Here is a 16,896-nt window from a genome sequence, read left to right as displayed (position 1 = left end):
GCTTATGTTAACAATTCTCGTGACAGGTGCAACTGGAAATGTCGGTCAAGAGGTGATTCGCTTACTGCTAAACCAAAATTGCCAAGTCCGTGCTGCTATTAGAAATTCCGACACCGCTACAGAAATACTGAGCGTTCGCTCTACAGCAGGTTTCTCCGGTCACAGCATTGATGGTGTCCCATTTGATTTTACCAACCCCGCAACTTTTGCAACTGCTTTTCAAGGAGTTGACAAACTTTTTTTGGTACGTCCGCCGAATTTAGCTAATGTTCGCAAACAAATTGCTCCCGCGTTAGATGCTGTCAAACTTGCAGGAATCAAACAAGTTGTGTTTCTTTCTATTTTAGGAGCCGATCGCAACCCCATTGTGCCGCACTCGAAGATTGAGCGTTACATTAATCTGTTGGGTATTCCTGCTACCTTTTTACGTGCTAGTTTCTTCATGCAAAACCTCAACACCACGCACCAAGAGGATATCAAAACCCGTGGGGAATTGTTCTTGCCTGCAGGACACGGTAAAACGAGTTTTATTGATGTGCGCGATATTGCTGCTGTTGCAGTGCGTACTTTAATGGAAGAGGGACATTCTCAGAAAGCTTACACGCTTACTGGTGGAGAAGCTTTGACCTATTACGAAGTCGCAGATATTTTTACAGATGTTCTGGGTAAACCAATCCATTACACAAATCCCTCTATTTGGAACTTTATCCAACGAATGCGCGATCGCGGACTCCCGATGGATTTTATTATGGTCATGGTAGGAATTTACACAACTGCTCGTTTGGGCTTAGCAGGTCATCTCACACCAGATGTAGAGCAATTGCTGGCTCGTCCACCAATAACTATGCAGCAGTATGTTGAAGATTATCGGCAGTTTTGGTTATAAGCACTCGCGAGTGTAATTGTAGCAGCTTGAGAAACTACAGAAAGTTCTCAACGTCAGTTAGCTTAAAAATTCAAGGTCAGATTATCAGAGGCAAATGATTATTTTCAATCCTACCTTCACTACTATCAGCTATATTCTGAGTAGTACTGCTGCAATTGTCTTTAGCACTCAAAATTCATTTAGCTTAAGCGTAAGTGAAGGGAACAAAAATCTCCTTGCCCAAGCAACCCTAACAGCCTCAAAAACCAAATGCGGTTTCGGAAAACCGCGAGACAAACACTTGTGGCCTTTTGCTTGTAACAGTATTTGGAATGTACCCATTGGCTCAAACGCAAAATACGTTGATGCTTATATCGGTTCAAAGGGAGCTGGAGTTGATACTGATTGGTTTGTAGTGACTAAAAATACCGACAAATTGCAAAATGTCTATATGGTAGGTAGTTGGGATAAAAATCGCTGTAGCGGTACTGCACCCCAGGAACAAGCACAGTGGCATCCGAAAGCAGGTGAGAAATTGAAGGTTCCTCACAATCTCATTATTCCAGATGCAAAACCAAATTTTACTCCAAACAACTCCTCAGCATTTTTGAAACCAGATGGCAAAACTCTAGTGTCGTTTAACATCACAACTCGATGCGAAAAGGGCGGTCCTCTTTACGGCTACTGGTTTGGAGAACAAAATATTTATGGTGATGGCATTGGTGGCGGACATGGTGGCTCGAGAATGTCCAGCATTGGTGGTAGTATTCGTCAAGGCGAGCTACTAGGCAAAAATCCTATTCGTCACGCACTCAAGCTAGTGATTTGGAGCAAGTGGTTACACTACAATTCCTCATCACCAACTCCCGGCTATCGTTGGCCAGCCCTTGCTGCCGATAGCTACGCATCCAAGCAATACCAAGGTTCTAACCTAGCGCTCGTTATGGGTTCCTTGTTAGCTGTTCCACCTAACGTCTCGGCAAAAAGCTTGGGACTGACCACTAAAGCAGGCAAAAAGATTTTCCAAGCAATGCAAGACTACGGCGCTTACGTCGTTGACGATTCAGGTTGGGATTACAACTACATCTGCTTAGAAAGGGCAGCTGAGGAAGAATATGAAAAAGTCACGGGGCGTCACTTCAATGACGATAAAGACCTCCAAGCTGACATGACAAAGATTATTAGCGCCTTAAAAGTTGTGGACAACAACAAACCTAATAACATTGGTGCAGGTGGTAAACCCCGTCAACCGTTAGCACCACCAATTGGAAATTAAATGCCAATTATTAGTTACACGTCCAGCAAGAGACAGTACTGTTCGCGCAGCACCCGACGCATTATCTTATTGGAAGCAGTGCGTGGCAAAGTATCAAGAATTACAAGGTCATGAATCTTGAAGAGGGGATTGAGACGTTGCTTAAGTGCTGCTTGCAAGGAACTCACCAGCGCTGCTCGATCTTGTTGAACGTCCGGTTCGACAACTGCGTAGATTACCAATCGGCTCGGTCCTCCTTGTGGAGGAGAAACTGCGATCGCAACAGTTTCACAAATTCCCGGTTCGCTATTCAAAACTTGTTCAATTTCAGCAGAACTGACCTTAATACCTCCGAGGTTCATCGTATCATCAACGCGACCGCGAGCTCTGTAGTAGCCGTTAGGTAACCGTTCTATTTGGTCGCCATGACGGCGCAGAGGAGTTGAGGAAGAAATCACAGGGGTATTGGCAAAGTAAACCTGGTGGTGGTCTTTGTTCAACAATCGATCTGACAAACCAATGGATGGCGGTACGATAAACGCCTCGCCTTTGTCAGCAGAATTTCCCTCTGTGTCAAGAATAACAAAATCCAATCCCAAAGCAGGTGTGGTAAAAGTTGAAGGTACGCAAGGTTGTATTAGAGTACCAGTGATATAGCCGCCACCGATTTCCGTACCTCCACAGTATTCGATAACGGGTTTGTATCCAGCCAGGGACATTAGGTAATGCATATCTTGGGGCTTGGAACACTCACCTGTCGAACTAAAAGCTTTTATCGCACTCCAATCCAACCCTTGCATGCAAGCAGTCGTTTTCCACTGACTGACAAGACTGGGGATGACACCAAGTATATTTACTTTAGCATTTTGTATAAACTGACCATATTCCCTTTCTGTAGGTACTTCAGAATAAAGGGCAATGGTGGCTCTATTGATTAAGCAAGCATAAATCAACCACGGTCCCATCATCCATCCCAAGTTAGTATGCCAAGCAACTCTATCGCCGGAATGGATATCGTGATGCAGATGAGCGTCAACAGCGCATTTGATGGGAGTCGTATGCGTCCAAGGAATAGCTTTGGGTTCTCCCGTCGTACCGGAAGAAAATAAGATATTGATAGGAGTAGCAGGATGAGCGGGGATAGCATCGAATTGATGGTTGGAACTGAGAAAATCTTCCCAAGCCAAATCACCACGACGCAGTTTTAAAGATGCCAACAAGGAAACACTTTCATTATCCTCATTGTTCATTTTAGTTCCTAAAACAATTGCTCTCGGTGAATTGGCTGCTATCACTTTCTCATACAAAGGCAACTGCTTGCTACCACGCAAAATATAGCTTTGGGTAAAGATGGCTTGAGCGTTAGATAAGCGCAAGCGCATGGCAATTTCTGTCGCAGAAAAACTGTCAGCTATGGAAACAACCACGCAACCAGCTTTGATAATTCCCAAGTAAATTGCCACAGATTCAGCTATCATGGGCATCACAATGGCAATAGTATCTCCAGGAAGAAAGCCAGCCTCCACCAATCCACTGGCAACTCGGTTAGTTAAAGCTTGGAGTTCGCCATAAGTCATGGTAGAGATTGAACCACGATCCGATTGGAAGAGAATAGCCAGTGCATCAGCTGGTGCTAAAAAGCAACTTTCAATGATGTTAAATCGAGCACCTACCAGCCATTGGGGAGACTCTACTCCATTGCTCAAATCAATAATTTGGCTGTACTTTTCTGAGAAATGAATGCCCAAACGCTGAATCATTATTTCCCAAAACTCAGACCGATTTTGTGCTGACCAAGCATGAAGTTCTGGATAAGAATCTAATTCCAGAGATTTCATTAAAGCAGCGATATTGGTTTTCTGAATTTGCTCTTTGGAAGGAAACCAAGCAGGAGGCGATCCTTGAGTGCTATCCCAATCAGAGAAGGTAGTTTTGTAGAGGAGTTCGTGTAGTGCAAAGGGGAGATCGGGTTTAAGAATATATTGCACTAAATGCTGCCAGCAATCAGCAGGTTGTAATGAAGCCAGCCACTCATCGATCTGTGACAGAATAGCGATCGCAGTACTGACTTCGACACCACAAGCAGTGATTTCTTCCAGTGACAATTGCTCCCTCATCGCCTTATCTCCCTTATCCCCTCATTCCAAGACGATCCGCCTCCAATCCATCCCAAAAAACAGTAATAGCATCCAGAATTTCTCGTCCTCCCTGAATAAACTTGGCTTGGTCAAAGTCAGCTTGAAAATAAACTGCTTCGAGTTCCTCTAGAGTGTGTCCGGCGTGTTGCATCTCAACACGATTGTGCCAACTAAAGAATGCCAAACGCAGATGCGGGTATCGTGCTTGTTTGATGCGCGTAAGCCCTTCCTCCAATTCTTGCCAAAAGCCTGCTGCTGCCCAATTTTCCACTGCAAAGCTAGCACCCTCAGCAATATGTGGGTCATCACTTCCATAAAGACGTTGCAGTTCATCGCAGAAGTGTAAAGTGGTTGAACTTCCGTGCTTGCGCTTGCCAATGTCTTCATAATGTAACCCCAAGCCCTCAGCTAAATTGACCAGCCATTCAAAATGTGCGGCGCGGAAACGACAAATACCACCGTCCACCGTACCTTCGGTACTGACTAATTCGGGATCTCCTTCTTTATCCTTATCATCTTCTGTCTGACCCAGGTTAGTGCTAATGGTTTGGTCTGGCTTGCGATAAATTACGCCCAGTTCGTTCAGCAATATCTCGCGACTCTTGCGCGATCGATCGAGGGTGGGTGAGTTAATGGCTTTTAACAGTGCTGCTATGAGGAACTGATTGGAGAATACCGAGAATTGCTGAATGAAATAACGCAATTCTTTGTCTGTAGCGGTACCGCAAGAAAACCAACGAGTATAGGCGTTGTTGGTGATGATGCGGTGTTGTAAAAATTCTCTATCGATCCTCGTGAGGAAATCTTGAAAGTTTTCTACTTGTTTTTGGGTTAATTCGCCTTGATGCGATCGCTTTTCGATGCGAGAGGAGATAGTTAAAGAACCTGAGGTATTCACGTTAGTATGAGTCATAATATTTACATGATTTTCGTGTCAGTTTTACCTAACTTTAACCCGAACCTTTCCAAGGGGAGGAAACGAGGAGTATAGGGCTGGAAACGAAGGTAGTTCATACTTTCAACCAATCTGGAAAACTTAGAATATCAAGCAATCCAACTATAGGCGTAGTCTTTATCCTCCAAAGCCAGGGCTTGTTTTGTCAGTTGCAATGGACGAAAGGTATCAATCATGACAGCCAGTTCATTGGTGCGTTCTTTGCCAATAGAACCCTCGTACATTCCTGGATGAGGACCGTGAGGAATACCACTAGGATGAATGGTAATTGACGATCGCTCTATCCCCTTACGGGACATAAAGTTTCCAGAGACATAATAGATAACTTCATCCGAATCAACATTGGAATGGTTATAGGGAGCTGGAATTGCCAGAGGGTGATAATCAAAAAGGCGTGGTACAAAGGAACAGATAACAAAGCCAGGAGCCTCAAAAGTTTGATGTACTGGAGGGGGCTGGTGAATTCTCCCGGTAATGGGTTCAAAATCCTCAATGTTAAACGCAAAAGGATAAAGATGCCCATCCCATCCCACAACATCTAGAGGATGATGGTGATAGAGATAGCTAATAATTCTATCTCTAGTTTTGACCCGCACTTCAAATTCCCCCACCTCGTCATGAGTTCCTAACTCCTCTGGCGGACGAATGTCGCGTTCATTGTAGGGAGAGTGTTCGAGAAATTGCCCGTAGCGATTGAGATATCTTGCTGGTGGTTCTATATGTCCGCTAGCCTCAATCACAAGCATGCGCTGCTCTACCCCCGCGTCAGGTATAATACGCCACAGCACTCCAGAAGGAATTACTAAATAATCTCCTACTTGATAGTGTAGAATACCGTACTGGCTCTCCAATACACCAGTGCCATCATGGATGAATATCACTTCATCACCATGAGCGCATCGATACCAGTACAACATCGGCGATTGGGGACGAGCGATGGAGATGCAGACATCTGCATTTGCCATTAACGGAACACGCGCCTCTACAGCATTTGTTCCCAATTCTACGGTTCCCGTTCGTAGATGGCGATGACACAGGGGACTGGATTCTTCATAGGACAGATTGACTGTCCTCTCTAACAAAATCTTCTGTATTTGTGTAGGTGGACGTAAATGATAAAGCAAGGATTGAACACCCGAAAACCCTCGCAGCCCCATTAATTCTTCATGATATAGAGAACCATCAGGTTGACGAAATTGAATGTGTCGCTTGTGGGGAAGTTTTCCTAATTTATAGTAGTAACTCATGTTCGTATCCCCTTAGCTTCCTGTATTTGGTGCATCATAAATTACCCCGCATCGCTTGTTCGCGTTCTATCGCTTCAAACAGGGCTTTGAAGTTCCCTTCACCAAAACCTTGCGCTCCATGACGCTGAATCACTTCAAAGAAAAGCGTTGGTCTATCTTGCACGGGCTGGGTGAAAATCTGGAGTAAATACCCATCTTCATCCCTATCCACTAAAATCCCTAAATCTGCGAGTTGCTCGATAGGCTCATCAATGTCACCGACTCGTTCTTTCAAGTTTTCGTAATAAGTTTTCGGTACGTGTAGAAACTCCAACCCTGCTTTTTTTAATTGAGAGACTGTTTCGATAATGTTATTGGTCGCGCAGGCAATGTGTTGTACTCCCGGACCGTTATTATATTCCAGGTATTCTTCAATCTGAGATTTGCGTTTTCCTTTGGCTGGTTCGTTAATTGGTAATTTAATCTTACCCGTACCGTTCTGCATCACTTTAGACATTAAGGCAGAGTACTCTGTGGAAATTGCCTCATCGTCAAAATGCACCAGTAGGCTAAAGCCCAGTGTATCGGTGAAAAACTGTACCCATTTGTTCATTGCTCCTAACTCGACGTTTCCTACGATGTGATCGATAGTGCATAAACCTACAGAGTTAGTACTGTTAGCAGGGTATCGAGGTATAAAGCCAGGAGCAAAGACGCCAGAATAATCGCTCCTTTCCACAAACTTAATTAACACATCACCGTAGGCGTGGATAGCCGCATAACGCAACACGCCATATCCGTCTTCTTCTTCAGTGGGTGCGATCGCTCCTACAGCGCCCCGTCTGGTGGTTTCCTTGTATGCCATTGTAGCATCTGGCACTTCAAAAGCTACGATCGCAACTCCGTCACCGTGCTTTAACACGCTTTGCGAGATGGGATGGTTGGAAAAGAGCGCTGCACTTAAAACAAAGCGAGTCTCCCCTTGCTGCATAACATAAGATGTTATTTCACGGCTGCCAGTTTCTAAACCCCGATAAGCTATATTAGTAAACCCAAAAAACTTGGAATAGAAAAGCGCCGCTTGCCTTGCATTCCCAACATAAAACTCAAGGTGGTCAAAGCCCTTAATAGGGCAGAAATCAATCATCTGAATTCCTCCCAGTTCAGAGGAAATACTGGAAATAAATTTTTCACAAGTATTATATTTATTATATGAGATGAAATAAGTAATTTTGAATACAAGTAATGCAACTTTGGGAATCAAAGCAAAGCATTATCTTCTTCAAAAAATCCGCGTTTAGTCAGTCATACCACTTCACATAAATCGCAATACACCTAAATTCTGTAAAGACGCACTCTGGTGGGTCTCTACACGATCGCTTTGTATTGTCCTTTTTGTGAAATGGTATAGTACCAATTCACAAAATGTTGGCGACAAAGACGCATATCTCCCTTACCAAGGGAAGGGGTTTTATTTCCGTGCCGCATTCTTTTTTTAAATTGGTATACCCTCTAATCCGATTATAAAATTAACTTTTTCTTTTGCCAGGGTATCTTTTGTTAACTTATGTGCTTAACCGATATAGGACTCCTATTTGATTTTTGAATTACGGATGGGGTGGATACGGTCAACCAAAAACCTTGTGTAGGGCTATACGGTTCAGTTAACAATATCTAATCCTTGGAGATTCCCCCAATCCCCCGTCAGAAGCTACGGTGGTGTACACAAGTCTTCTAAAGAGCACTCTTGCGGTTTCGATCCCCCTCTAGCCTTAAAAAGGGGAGGAACTTAATTCCAATTTTCCTTTCTCACAATGTTTCATCTCTTTTCTAGAGATCTGTACACAAATCCCCCAATTCATCGGGAGATTTAGGAGTATCTAGAAAATTAAGAGACTAAACCAATACGCGTGAAAACACGCCCTAGGGGGGCTCGAGTTTTATCTGAACGGTATTGTTATATAGCAGACAATGCCCACCCTACAGTACTAGGAGTTACGCATTGACAAAAAATCTCATTCATCAAATAACTTGAAAAAACCACTGTAATCCTTGAAATACAAAGCACTTCGAGGCAATAACTTTGTTACTACCTCCGGTAGATCGCAATCATTTCACGTTTTCTTCTCTGTAGCTTTGTATTTTTTTCTATTTAATGTGGCACATTAAACAGGTGACGGGGAATACTAAACATGAACCCAACCAATTTTGAGGCATGATTAAATAAAAACCTCAATAGCGAATTGCTGCAACATAGTGTTCAAGTAGTTAGTAAGTTGTAAAGGGTATGGAGTATGTCTTTTTGGAAAGATGAGATTGAAGCGGAGTTACAGCAAATGAAAGCAGAGCTAAAACGCTCTGGTAATAAGAGTTTTATTCAGCAGTCTGATGAGTCTACAAATCTGGAAACTGTTCTTGAGCAGCTAAATAATCTTGTAGGTATGCAAAATGTCAAAGATGAGGTACATACTCTAATCAATTTCCTTAATATACAGAAGCTTCGCCAGGAACAGGGACTTGCTAGCATTTCTGTAACACTACACTCGGTATTTTGTGGTCCCCCCGGAACAGGGAAAACGACAGTTGCTCGTCTAATGGGTCAAATATACAAATACTTAGGAATACTTTCATCTGGGCACGTGATTGAAACCGATAGAGCGGGGTTAGTTGCAGGATACGTTGGACAAACTGCAATCAAGACAGACACAATTATCTCAGAGGCATTAGACGGTGTGTTGTTTATTGATGAAGCCTATGCACTAAAACCAGAAGATGCTAAGAATGATTTTGGACAAGAAGCTATAGATACTCTACTAAAACGAATGGAGGATTACAGAGATAGGCTAGTAGTTATTGTTGCTGGCTACAGTGAAGAAATGTCAAGATTCATTGATGCCAACCCTGGGCTCAAGTCAAGATTTAATAAGTATTTCTACTTTGATGATTGTAGTCCTACCGAGTTATTGACTATTTTTGAAAAAATTTGCGAGCAGAACCATTTCAAGTTAACGGAGAAATCGAAAACAGTATTGCTCGATCGATTAACTGATTTATACGTTAATAGAGATAAAAAGTTTGGAAATGGAAGGCTGGTGAGAAATATCTTTGAAAAAACAATCGAGAGACAGGCAAACAGACTTGTAAAATCTTCTAGAGTCAGTAAAGAAATGATGATGACGATCGTGCCTGAAGATATTTCTTTTTCACCTTGCAGGTGAGATCCTATCAGACACGCTTTTAGTTAGAAATAGTCAATTAATTTTAAGCAGTATGTTATTAACCTTAGAATTTTAAAAACGTCATTCTCTCGAGAAGTAAGAATTGGTTTTTTTGAGCTTGTATTAGGTACAATGCTATCTCTAGCAAACAGTTGAATGAGATACTCTAACAAACTAAGCCGATTCAGTAGCGGACTCAGACCCTTTAGCCGATAATCCAATAGCTACTTTTATTAGTATATTTGTTCTTATAGAAAATCGTAAGATATATGACTTTCATTTTCTCGCCAATGAACGAAGCAAACGCACGTATTATTCTGACATGGCGTTATGACGAGCCATATGACTTTTACAATCCAAACCCTACTGGAATTGAAGAGAATGTACGGCAATTTTTAGATTCAACGAATGCATACTACACCATTACCAATAGTGGTGGCGATCTTACCGCTTACTGTTGCTTTGGTCGGGATGCACGGGTCAGTGGAGGAGATTACACTATTGCCGCACTTGATGTTGGGTTTGGTATGTGTCCTAGCCTAACGCGACGGGGAGTGACTCTTCGTGTCATTGATGCTGTTCTCAACTATGGTAAAAGCACATTTGCACCTGCTTTATTTCGCGTTACTGTAGCTGAGTTTAATTTACAAGCATTGCGGATCTGCGAAAAAGCTGGATTTCAACCAGTACAAAAATTCCAACGAGATTTTGATAGTAAAGCTTTCGTGGTACTTACAAAAAAAGCTTGAATGCGATCGCGCTAAATGCTAAATTTTGGTTATCAACGACAGAGTCAAAATTTAGGTTGTTCCTCAAATATTTCTACACTTCAAATATTAGAGCTTACCACCTCCATCGACAACCACAAGGCACAACGAGCGTACAGCAAAGCAGGTTTTAGGGATTTGCGAGAGTACGATCCACCGGGCTACGGTAGGTGTCTACTTATGGTCATGCGCTTGAGCAACAAAGTCTAAACCGAACAAAGAGCGGAATTAGCTGGTGATACAGCAGTATAGCCGCGATCGCTTTCTTAGGTTGCCCCAAGCTATCAGTTGGGTTACAGGAGAATAATGTGACTGCCCTGCCAGGGTTTGAACCTGGAATCTCCTCGTTCAAAGCGAAGGATGTTGCCAGTTACACTACAGGGCAATGTGCCAGTCCCCCAGGTCGGAATCGAACCGACGACCTCTGGTTTTTCAGACCAGCGCTCTCTACCAAAACTGAGCTACCAGGGGATAAGGCGGAACGGAAGGACTTGAACCTTCACTTCATGGCTACGCCACGCTACGCGAACAGTTTCGTAGACTGACGTGTTATCCCGTTACACCACGTTCTCATTATGAACTTGCATACACGACTGCGTTAGCGCTTACGCCCGCCGAAGGCACCGCAAACAGCTTGCTCTGCCAATAGCAATCTCTCCGTAATGGGTCGGGCTAGAATTAAACTAGCAATGCTCTTTCTCGGCGGTTTTACAGACCGTTTCCTAGACCAAGCTTGCAAGCCGACCTATACATCTTGGAGTCATTACTTGAGATTTCTGGGTGAAATAAAGGAATGAAGAGACCAGTTTTCCTGCTCTCTGTCATTCCAACTCAAGTCAGCAGTGCCGACGGGGGTCGAACCCGCAATCTCCTGCTTGAAAGACAGGTGGCTTTACCAATTTGCCTACGGCACCATTAACGCAAAAGACTTGGATTTGAACGCAAGTGCGTCTCCGTAAGGAGATACCTTGACCAAAGGTTTTAGAGACCTTAATGCTTCCGTTACACCATTTGTGCATTGGTCGCAGCGACGGGAGTTGTTCGCGTATAGCCCTTACGGGCATAGCCTGCAGCATTGCGAAGCGTGCGCGTGCGCTTTGCGTGTGCCTTGCATATAGCGTCTCCGTAAGGACCCGCGACAAGGCAGTGCTTTGCAGTGAATCCAGCCCTGATAGCGCAGCGTGGCACGCTCATTGCTATAAAAGGGTTTCCCGCGCCCTGGGGACTGGTGAACCCGAAGGGGGGTTCCAAGCGTTGTAGCAACTGCCGCCAAGTTATGAGCTTGGGGCACTAGCTATTAAACTGCGCTGCAATATTTGGAGTCCAGGGCGAGAATTGAACTCGCACAGTCGGTTTTGCAGACCAACGCCCTACCGTTAGGCAACCTGGACATATTTGGAAGCCTTGACGGGAGTTGCACCCGCTTCTTAGTGCTTGAGAGGCACAACGACTTGTCTGTTCGTCCACAAGGCTACACGGGGATGACGAGATTTGTTCGCGAAGCGTCTCCGAAGGAGATACTCGCGACTTCCTGTTCGACAGACAGGCACTCTTGACCAACTGAGCTACATCCCCAAATGTGGCAGTTATTAACTTTTCAAGGAACGGAAGTGTTTGCACTTTGCCTTTTTGAGAGGTTGTCTGGTTAGAGTCGATGAGGAAATCGCTTTCCTTCACCTCTCATTCAGAACCGAACATGAGAGTTTCCAATCTCATTCGGCTCCTGCGTGTGGTCTTGTGTCAAAGATAGTCGTATGGATTACTCGCAATTTGACCTTGGCTTCTACTATTTCACCCTTTCCTTGTACCGCCTTGGGGCTATTAGACCGTTCGACGTTTTGTGGTCGCCTTTACTACCGGACAATTACGGTATAGTCAATCGTTTACCCTGTACGCATAGAATTCATCCCACATTACCCGAAAGTATGTATTAGGCTTATCAGGAGTTACTATTCTGGAAGCTTCCACAACCGCTTATCCTGCGTCAGCATATCCCTAACATTACTTAGGGCATTGGCTTCTCAGGATATCCCTGTTGTTCAACCGTGCGGTTTGGCTCACCTTATCGTTTTCAGTTAGGATTACTGCTATGGAAGCAATTTGCCTCAAAGGTTGTTCCTATTCAATTGTCGGTTAGCAGTAATTAACATGTATCCGATAGCATTGAACAAGTTACTTCGTTCCTAGCACTCCTTTCGCGGTAAATTTAGGATTGCAGTCTCCGCCGAGGTTTAGACACCCATACATGGCTACGAAGCACTTAGCCACAGTCTGTATAACCTAACTCTGGTATCGGGGACGTGCAACTCTTAGGTAGGGCGCATTGGGGTGATAATTCCCTAGACTCTCCCCACTCTGGTTAGTCCAATAGAGTCATCCGAGGACTATTCTCAGTCACTTTCGTTTCCCGTAGTATTACGACGAGTTGTACTGCATTCACTGTACGTTATCCATGTCTACCAACTCTTGCAGAGATTTGGGGAGGTGACTACCCATTATCCGCATTTAACCCATGCACCGAAAGTAACAGTTGCCAACCTGTTAAATCTGGGCTATGAATTCAACCCTTGGGTTTGGGTGGTAGGAATTGAACCTACAAGAGTACTAAGTTGTAAAAGGTTATGTAACCTTTCCCTCTCTCCCCCTAATTCTTTGATATGGAGAACTCCACTTTACAAAGTTAGGTTTTGAGAGAACGAATCGCACTGCTTTACTACATACATACTACATATTATATTACAGAGTGTCAAGGGTGTACTACAAAATTTTTTGATTTTTTTGAGAAGTGAGAGGGCGCTTAGCGAACTAATAGCCATCGGCAATGCATCGCGCTCTTGTCAGTTGAAGATAATCGACCTATCAGCACTCTTGTAGTATTTGTAATCAAGTTTCTCTACATGATACTACAATGGAATATAGAGTGTAATAGATTTTTAATGGGCTGTTGTAAGAATTGATAATTTGAACAAGAGTGCGATCGCTTCCCGAATTCAACAACTAGTGTTGGAGAGGAATTGCGACAAGTTAGGGGGCATCGAACGTGTATGTACGAAATGACCGTTCGCGAGGTACTCAAGCTCTTCAGGGGTCGAGCGGCGTCCCAGAACCGCATTGCGATGGGGATGACGACCAAACCTTGCAATTACGTCCCGATGTCCGCGTGCTTGCGCGGCGGAGAACTCTAGCAATGGGCGATACTCCTCTGGTGCCAAGAGAACTAGATCTGAAGCTAGCTTAACTGCCAGATCTAAATTTTTAAGATCCTCAGAATGCCCTAGAGGCAGGAAGAAGAAAGTCTTTTCCCAGGGTGTTAACAGAGCAGTGTAGTGACCGAGGTCTATCCCTTCAAGAGTTAGGGTGCAAGCATAAAGGTCTTGTGCAAATGCTCGAGCAGTTCCTCGATGAATCGTTCGGGAGAACTGATCGAGGACGATGATAAGTGCGAGCCGCGAGCGGGGTTCATTAGACCAAGCATCAAGTTCACCTTGCCGAGCTCGTTCTAACAGTGGTGAAAAATACTTAATTATATGAGCATCCGCACAAGAGCAAAACCACCATTCCCACTGACGAACCATGACCGCTAGATTGCTTGTGCGTCGGTTGGGAAACCAAAACTGAAGAACGTCTTCAAATCCTTCCGTTGTCAAGGCGAACCTCCCATAACCAATGCATCGTTATCGTTGAGCAACATATATTAAATCTGATAAATTTCATTTCTATATTTAAATAACTTTATAGGATTTATGCAGTCTGAAAAAGTCCTATAAAGTCAGGATTTAGTAAGACAAAAATCACTCGATCGTAAAGCGATCGCTCGATCGCGCAAGCTGTACTCAGTTTATCGCCCAGCCGCGCCAGTTGAAAGAGCGCTTATCGCTTCGCGCTCTGTATAGCGGTAGATTGCATTCAAGAGATGAATGATACCCTACTTCAAGAGTTGATGGTTTGATAAGAGCGAGACTGCTCGTCGGGACAAATAACAAAACTGTAATTTAGTTTGTATGTAAACTGTCATTTTTATTTGGCTTTATTAGAAATGTGAAGAATTTGAAGATAGTTAAGTCTATCAACTTAAATAAAAGCAATATTTGTTAATTTCAATCTCTCGGACTACAGCACTTTTAGAAGCAGGGCAGGGATAATTTACACGCTGATTGGAACGCCATTTCATTGTATCGATAATTACTTAATATGAAAAATAACAAGCTCTTATTAGGTCAAGTTTTAAATCGGAGAGAGGCACTAGCTCTATTTAGAGCAGTCGGAACTGCAATACTTGTGGTTGGATGGATACCTAAAAAGTCCAATTCCACACAGGTACAATCGAGTGTAGGCATCCCGGCATCATTAACCGCCGCCTCTGCTACCAAACACGGATGTGTTGTGAGTCCAGAGCAGACTGAAGGACCTTATTTTGTGGAAGAAAAGCTCAACCGCTCTGACATCCGCTCCGATCCAACGGACGGTTGGGTGAAAATTGGCGTACCACTCCAATTGACACTGCGGGTTTCTCTTGTTGGCAGTAGCAGCTGTACGCCAATTGCAGGTGCAATGGTGGATATTTGGCACTGTGACGCGCAAGGAGTTTATTCAGATGTGACAGATCGGAGTTTCAATACGGCTGGTCAAAAGTTTTTGCGTGGCTACCAAATGACAGACGCGAATGGAACTGTCCGGTTTACAACTATCTATCCTGGGTGGTATCCAGGCAGAACGACCCATATCCACTTGAAAGTCCGTACAAATGCGAACTCAGGGCAGAGTTATGAGTTTACCTCACAGCTATACTTTGATGACTCGATTAGCGATCGCGTGTATGCGCTCTCACCCTACTCTAGCAAAGGACAGCGCACGTTGAAGAACGCTCTTGACGGAATTTTTACTGATGGAGGCAACCAAATGTTGCTCGAACTCGACGAAAATGGACAAGGTTATACAGCCACCTTTGATATTGGGCTGAAGATGGCTTGATTTAAAGGGTATGGTTGAGTTGGTCAGTCGTTTGTTCGATCGCGCAGCGCAAGCTGTACTCAGCTTATCGCTTTTGGGGTTCAGAGCGATCGCCCTTGGCGCAAGTCGTTCATAGTGCTTATCGCTTCGGCGCAAGCCGTATCCGGCTTATCGCACTCATCCAAAACCATTCCACCTCAGGCAAAACTTTGCCCGCCTCCCCGTAACTGTGCCAAAAAAGTATCCAACCTCGATGCACTTACAACTTCACCCAACACATTTCCTATTCTCCGGACCTGGTAAACACCTTCTCTGAGTTCTTGAAAATCAACAATCAAGCCAGCCTTCTTCGCCTCTTTTAATTTCTTCACTTCAATCGGCATTAACGCTCTGACTCGCTTCTTCTCAACAGGTGTCAGCACCTGCCATGCCTCTTGCTTGCAGTCTTCGCGAACGGCTACAGCCATTCTGATTTCCTCCCAAGTTGTAGCATTCTGAAACGTCTCAATTAACAACTCAACAGGAGATTGAGTGTAGTGCTCTGGTTTGGATTTAACAACAGCATCATCGTCTTCCATACAATCATCTTTTTCCGGTGCAGGCTCGAAAGTCCATTCACCCTCCGTTGTTTCTTCAGTCCTCTCAGTATCTGTATCCGCGTTTGAGTCCCTAACCCAAACTTCTTCTTCACTCGGTGAGGAGGAGCTTTCTACCAACACCAATCGACCTTCCTTGTAAGCCTGCCGCAATGCTATAGCCTCAGCCACAATACGCTGTGCCGTCAACCCCTCCTCATCCATCATTTTTTGCAAGGTAGTACCAGTCTGTTCGCCCTCCTCGTGAATGGGTGGAATTTGGCAATACCGTCCCCCATTCTTCGTCCGCCGCCAGATGCTTGCTTGTTCTTGCTTTGGTTCTCTGGGTTGTTGCTGTTGGGCAATGAGGTCCCGCACGGCAGATTGGTTAATTTCTGTTAAAGAACGCAGTTGGTCGATAACGCTTTGGTACTTTTTGGGATTGTTAGCCAAACGGAAGAGAGTAGCTGGCTCGATTTTTGCTAAATCTTGGCTTGCAAAGTGCCCGAACGCGATCGCCACTTTTAAGTACTTGCGGTCTTCATTCTTCCAGCCGTGCTGCAATAGCCGCTTTTTATACTCACTTTTGGATAAGTGATCTTTCTGTTGGGCAAGCATCATGGCGTGGGTCAGGATGTTTTGGCTGGCAAGAGCAAGGTTACCGAAAGAATTTTCGGGGGTTTCCGGCGCTATAGCGTTAGCTTGGGCTTCGATATATTGGTTAAGTTCTCGTTGAGCAAGAATCTGTTCGTTCGGTGCAAGAGCTTGAAGTTGTGGCATGATAAGTAATAGTTATATGTTTTTGGAAGGCGATTGCAAAAATTCTTTATGAATCTGCGCGATCGCCTTTGTCATTTCTTTTATTTTACCGATTAATCGCTAAAACAGTTTAACTATTAATCGAAAAAAATGCTCAATTAGTAATCGACAATAGGAACGAAGGATTT

At 44.1% G+C, this 16,896-nt stretch carries 11 protein-coding genes and 6 tRNA genes; 5 read left to right on the top strand and 12 right to left on the bottom strand.

The window, feature by feature from the left end; genetic code table 11:
- Nucleotides 1-4: 4 nt before the first annotated feature.
- Entirely contained in the window at nucleotides 5-886 is an 882-nt protein-coding gene (locus HC643_RS38145; protein ID WP_038083442.1) for an SDR family oxidoreductase, read from the top strand.
- Nucleotides 887-980: 94 nt separating this feature from the next.
- Nucleotides 981-2,141 (top strand): hypothetical protein, encoded by a 1,161-nt coding sequence (locus HC643_RS38140; protein WP_038083446.1) that lies wholly within the window; start codon nucleotides 981-983, stop codon nucleotides 2,139-2,141.
- Nucleotides 2,142-2,155: 14 nt separating this feature from the next.
- Here HC643_RS38140 and HC643_RS38135 read toward each other — a convergent pair whose 3' ends face one another.
- From HC643_RS38135 to hppD, 4 genes are all read right to left on the bottom strand, one after another.
- The gene (locus tag HC643_RS38135; protein ID WP_038083448.1) at nucleotides 2,156-4,237 is read right to left on the bottom strand and encodes an AMP-binding protein; all 2,082 of its coding nucleotides are present in this window, start codon (nucleotides 4,235-4,237) and stop codon (nucleotides 2,156-2,158) included.
- Between the two features lie 13 nt (nucleotides 4,238-4,250).
- Nucleotides 4,251-5,171: a hypothetical protein gene (locus HC643_RS38130; protein ID WP_038083450.1), complete on the bottom strand. Its 921-nt coding sequence runs from the start codon at nucleotides 5,169-5,171 to the stop codon at nucleotides 4,251-4,253.
- A gap of 131 nt (nucleotides 5,172-5,302) precedes the next feature.
- The gene (locus tag HC643_RS38125) at nucleotides 5,303-6,460 is read right to left on the bottom strand and encodes a homogentisate 1,2-dioxygenase (RefSeq protein WP_038083452.1); all 1,158 of its coding nucleotides are present in this window, start codon (nucleotides 6,458-6,460) and stop codon (nucleotides 5,303-5,305) included.
- Nucleotides 6,461-6,494: 34 nt separating this feature from the next.
- The gene (gene hppD, locus HC643_RS38120; RefSeq protein ID WP_038083458.1) at nucleotides 6,495-7,586 is read right to left on the bottom strand and encodes a 4-hydroxyphenylpyruvate dioxygenase; all 1,092 of its coding nucleotides are present in this window, start codon (nucleotides 7,584-7,586) and stop codon (nucleotides 6,495-6,497) included.
- A 1,147-nt stretch (nucleotides 7,587-8,733) separates the two neighbouring features.
- On the opposite strand from hppD, the gene HC643_RS38115 reads away from it, so the two are divergent.
- Nucleotides 8,734-9,657 carry an AAA family ATPase gene (locus HC643_RS38115; protein ID WP_038083454.1) on the top strand — a complete coding sequence of 308 codons (924 nt, stop codon included), beginning with the start codon at nucleotides 8,734-8,736 and terminating at the stop codon, nucleotides 9,655-9,657.
- Nucleotides 9,658-9,947: 290 nt separating this feature from the next.
- Nucleotides 9,948-10,406 carry a GNAT family N-acetyltransferase gene (locus tag HC643_RS38110; protein ID WP_050045476.1) on the top strand — a complete coding sequence of 153 codons (459 nt, stop codon included), beginning with the start codon at nucleotides 9,948-9,950 and terminating at the stop codon, nucleotides 10,404-10,406.
- A gap of 330 nt (nucleotides 10,407-10,736) precedes the next feature.
- On the opposite strand, the gene HC643_RS38105 is transcribed toward HC643_RS38110, so the two are convergent.
- The 7 genes from HC643_RS38105 to HC643_RS38075 form a co-directional block, all read right to left on the bottom strand.
- A tRNA-Gln gene (locus tag HC643_RS38105) sits at nucleotides 10,737-10,809 on the bottom strand.
- Nucleotides 10,810-10,818: 9 nt separating this feature from the next.
- A tRNA-Phe gene (locus HC643_RS38100) sits at nucleotides 10,819-10,895 on the bottom strand.
- A gap of 6 nt (nucleotides 10,896-10,901) precedes the next feature.
- Nucleotides 10,902-10,996 (bottom strand) — tRNA-Arg (locus HC643_RS38095).
- A 268-nt stretch (nucleotides 10,997-11,264) separates the two neighbouring features.
- Nucleotides 11,265-11,338 (bottom strand) — tRNA-Glu (locus HC643_RS38090).
- Nucleotides 11,339-11,741: 403 nt separating this feature from the next.
- Nucleotides 11,742-11,815, bottom strand: a tRNA-Cys gene (locus HC643_RS38085).
- A gap of 85 nt (nucleotides 11,816-11,900) precedes the next feature.
- Nucleotides 11,901-11,999, bottom strand: a tRNA-Asp gene (locus HC643_RS38080).
- Nucleotides 12,000-13,414: 1,415 nt separating this feature from the next.
- Nucleotides 13,415-14,071 (bottom strand): DUF924 family protein, encoded by a 657-nt coding sequence (locus tag HC643_RS38075; protein ID WP_050045477.1) that lies wholly within the window; start codon nucleotides 14,069-14,071, stop codon nucleotides 13,415-13,417.
- Nucleotides 14,072-14,615: 544 nt separating this feature from the next.
- On the opposite strand from HC643_RS38075, the gene HC643_RS38070 reads away from it, so the two are divergent.
- The gene (locus HC643_RS38070; RefSeq protein WP_038076555.1) at nucleotides 14,616-15,395 is read left to right on the top strand and encodes an intradiol ring-cleavage dioxygenase; all 780 of its coding nucleotides are present in this window, start codon (nucleotides 14,616-14,618) and stop codon (nucleotides 15,393-15,395) included.
- 176 nt (nucleotides 15,396-15,571) lie between these two features.
- Here HC643_RS38070 and HC643_RS42465 read toward each other — a convergent pair whose 3' ends face one another.
- On the bottom strand, nucleotides 15,572-16,729 hold the full coding sequence (locus HC643_RS42465) for a hypothetical protein (protein WP_063779470.1): 1,158 nt from the start codon (nucleotides 16,727-16,729) through the stop codon (nucleotides 15,572-15,574).
- Between the last annotated feature and the right edge of the window lie 167 nt (nucleotides 16,730-16,896).

This window comes from Tolypothrix bouteillei VB521301 (genome assembly GCF_000760695.4).
GTDB classification, from domain to species: domain Bacteria; phylum Cyanobacteriota; class Cyanobacteriia; order Cyanobacteriales; family Nostocaceae; genus Scytonema; species Scytonema bouteillei_A.
Note: the sequence above shows the minus strand (reverse complement) of the source record. Positions and strands in the feature narration are given on the sequence as shown.

Coding starts and splice junctions, on each gene's coding strand:
- HC643_RS38140 (WP_038083446.1), top strand. CDS start 981: ATGATTATTTTCAATCCTACCTTCACTACTATCAGCTATATTCTGAGT.
- HC643_RS42465 (WP_063779470.1), bottom strand. CDS start 16,729: ATGCCACAACTTCAAGCTCTTGCACCGAACGAACAGATTCTTGCTCAA.
- HC643_RS38070 (WP_038076555.1), top strand. CDS start 14,616: ATGAAAAATAACAAGCTCTTATTAGGTCAAGTTTTAAATCGGAGAGAG.
- HC643_RS38125 (WP_038083452.1), bottom strand. CDS start 6,460: ATGAGTTACTACTATAAATTAGGAAAACTTCCCCACAAGCGACACATT.
- HC643_RS38115 (WP_038083454.1), top strand. CDS start 8,734: ATGTCTTTTTGGAAAGATGAGATTGAAGCGGAGTTACAGCAAATGAAA.
- HC643_RS38145 (WP_038083442.1), top strand. CDS start 5: ATGTTAACAATTCTCGTGACAGGTGCAACTGGAAATGTCGGTCAAGAG.
- HC643_RS38135 (WP_038083448.1), bottom strand. CDS start 4,237: ATGAGGGAGCAATTGTCACTGGAAGAAATCACTGCTTGTGGTGTCGAA.
- hppD (WP_038083458.1), bottom strand. CDS start 7,586: ATGATTGATTTCTGCCCTATTAAGGGCTTTGACCACCTTGAGTTTTAT.
- HC643_RS38110 (WP_050045476.1), top strand. CDS start 9,948: ATGAACGAAGCAAACGCACGTATTATTCTGACATGGCGTTATGACGAG.
- HC643_RS38130 (WP_038083450.1), bottom strand. CDS start 5,171: ATGACTCATACTAACGTGAATACCTCAGGTTCTTTAACTATCTCCTCT.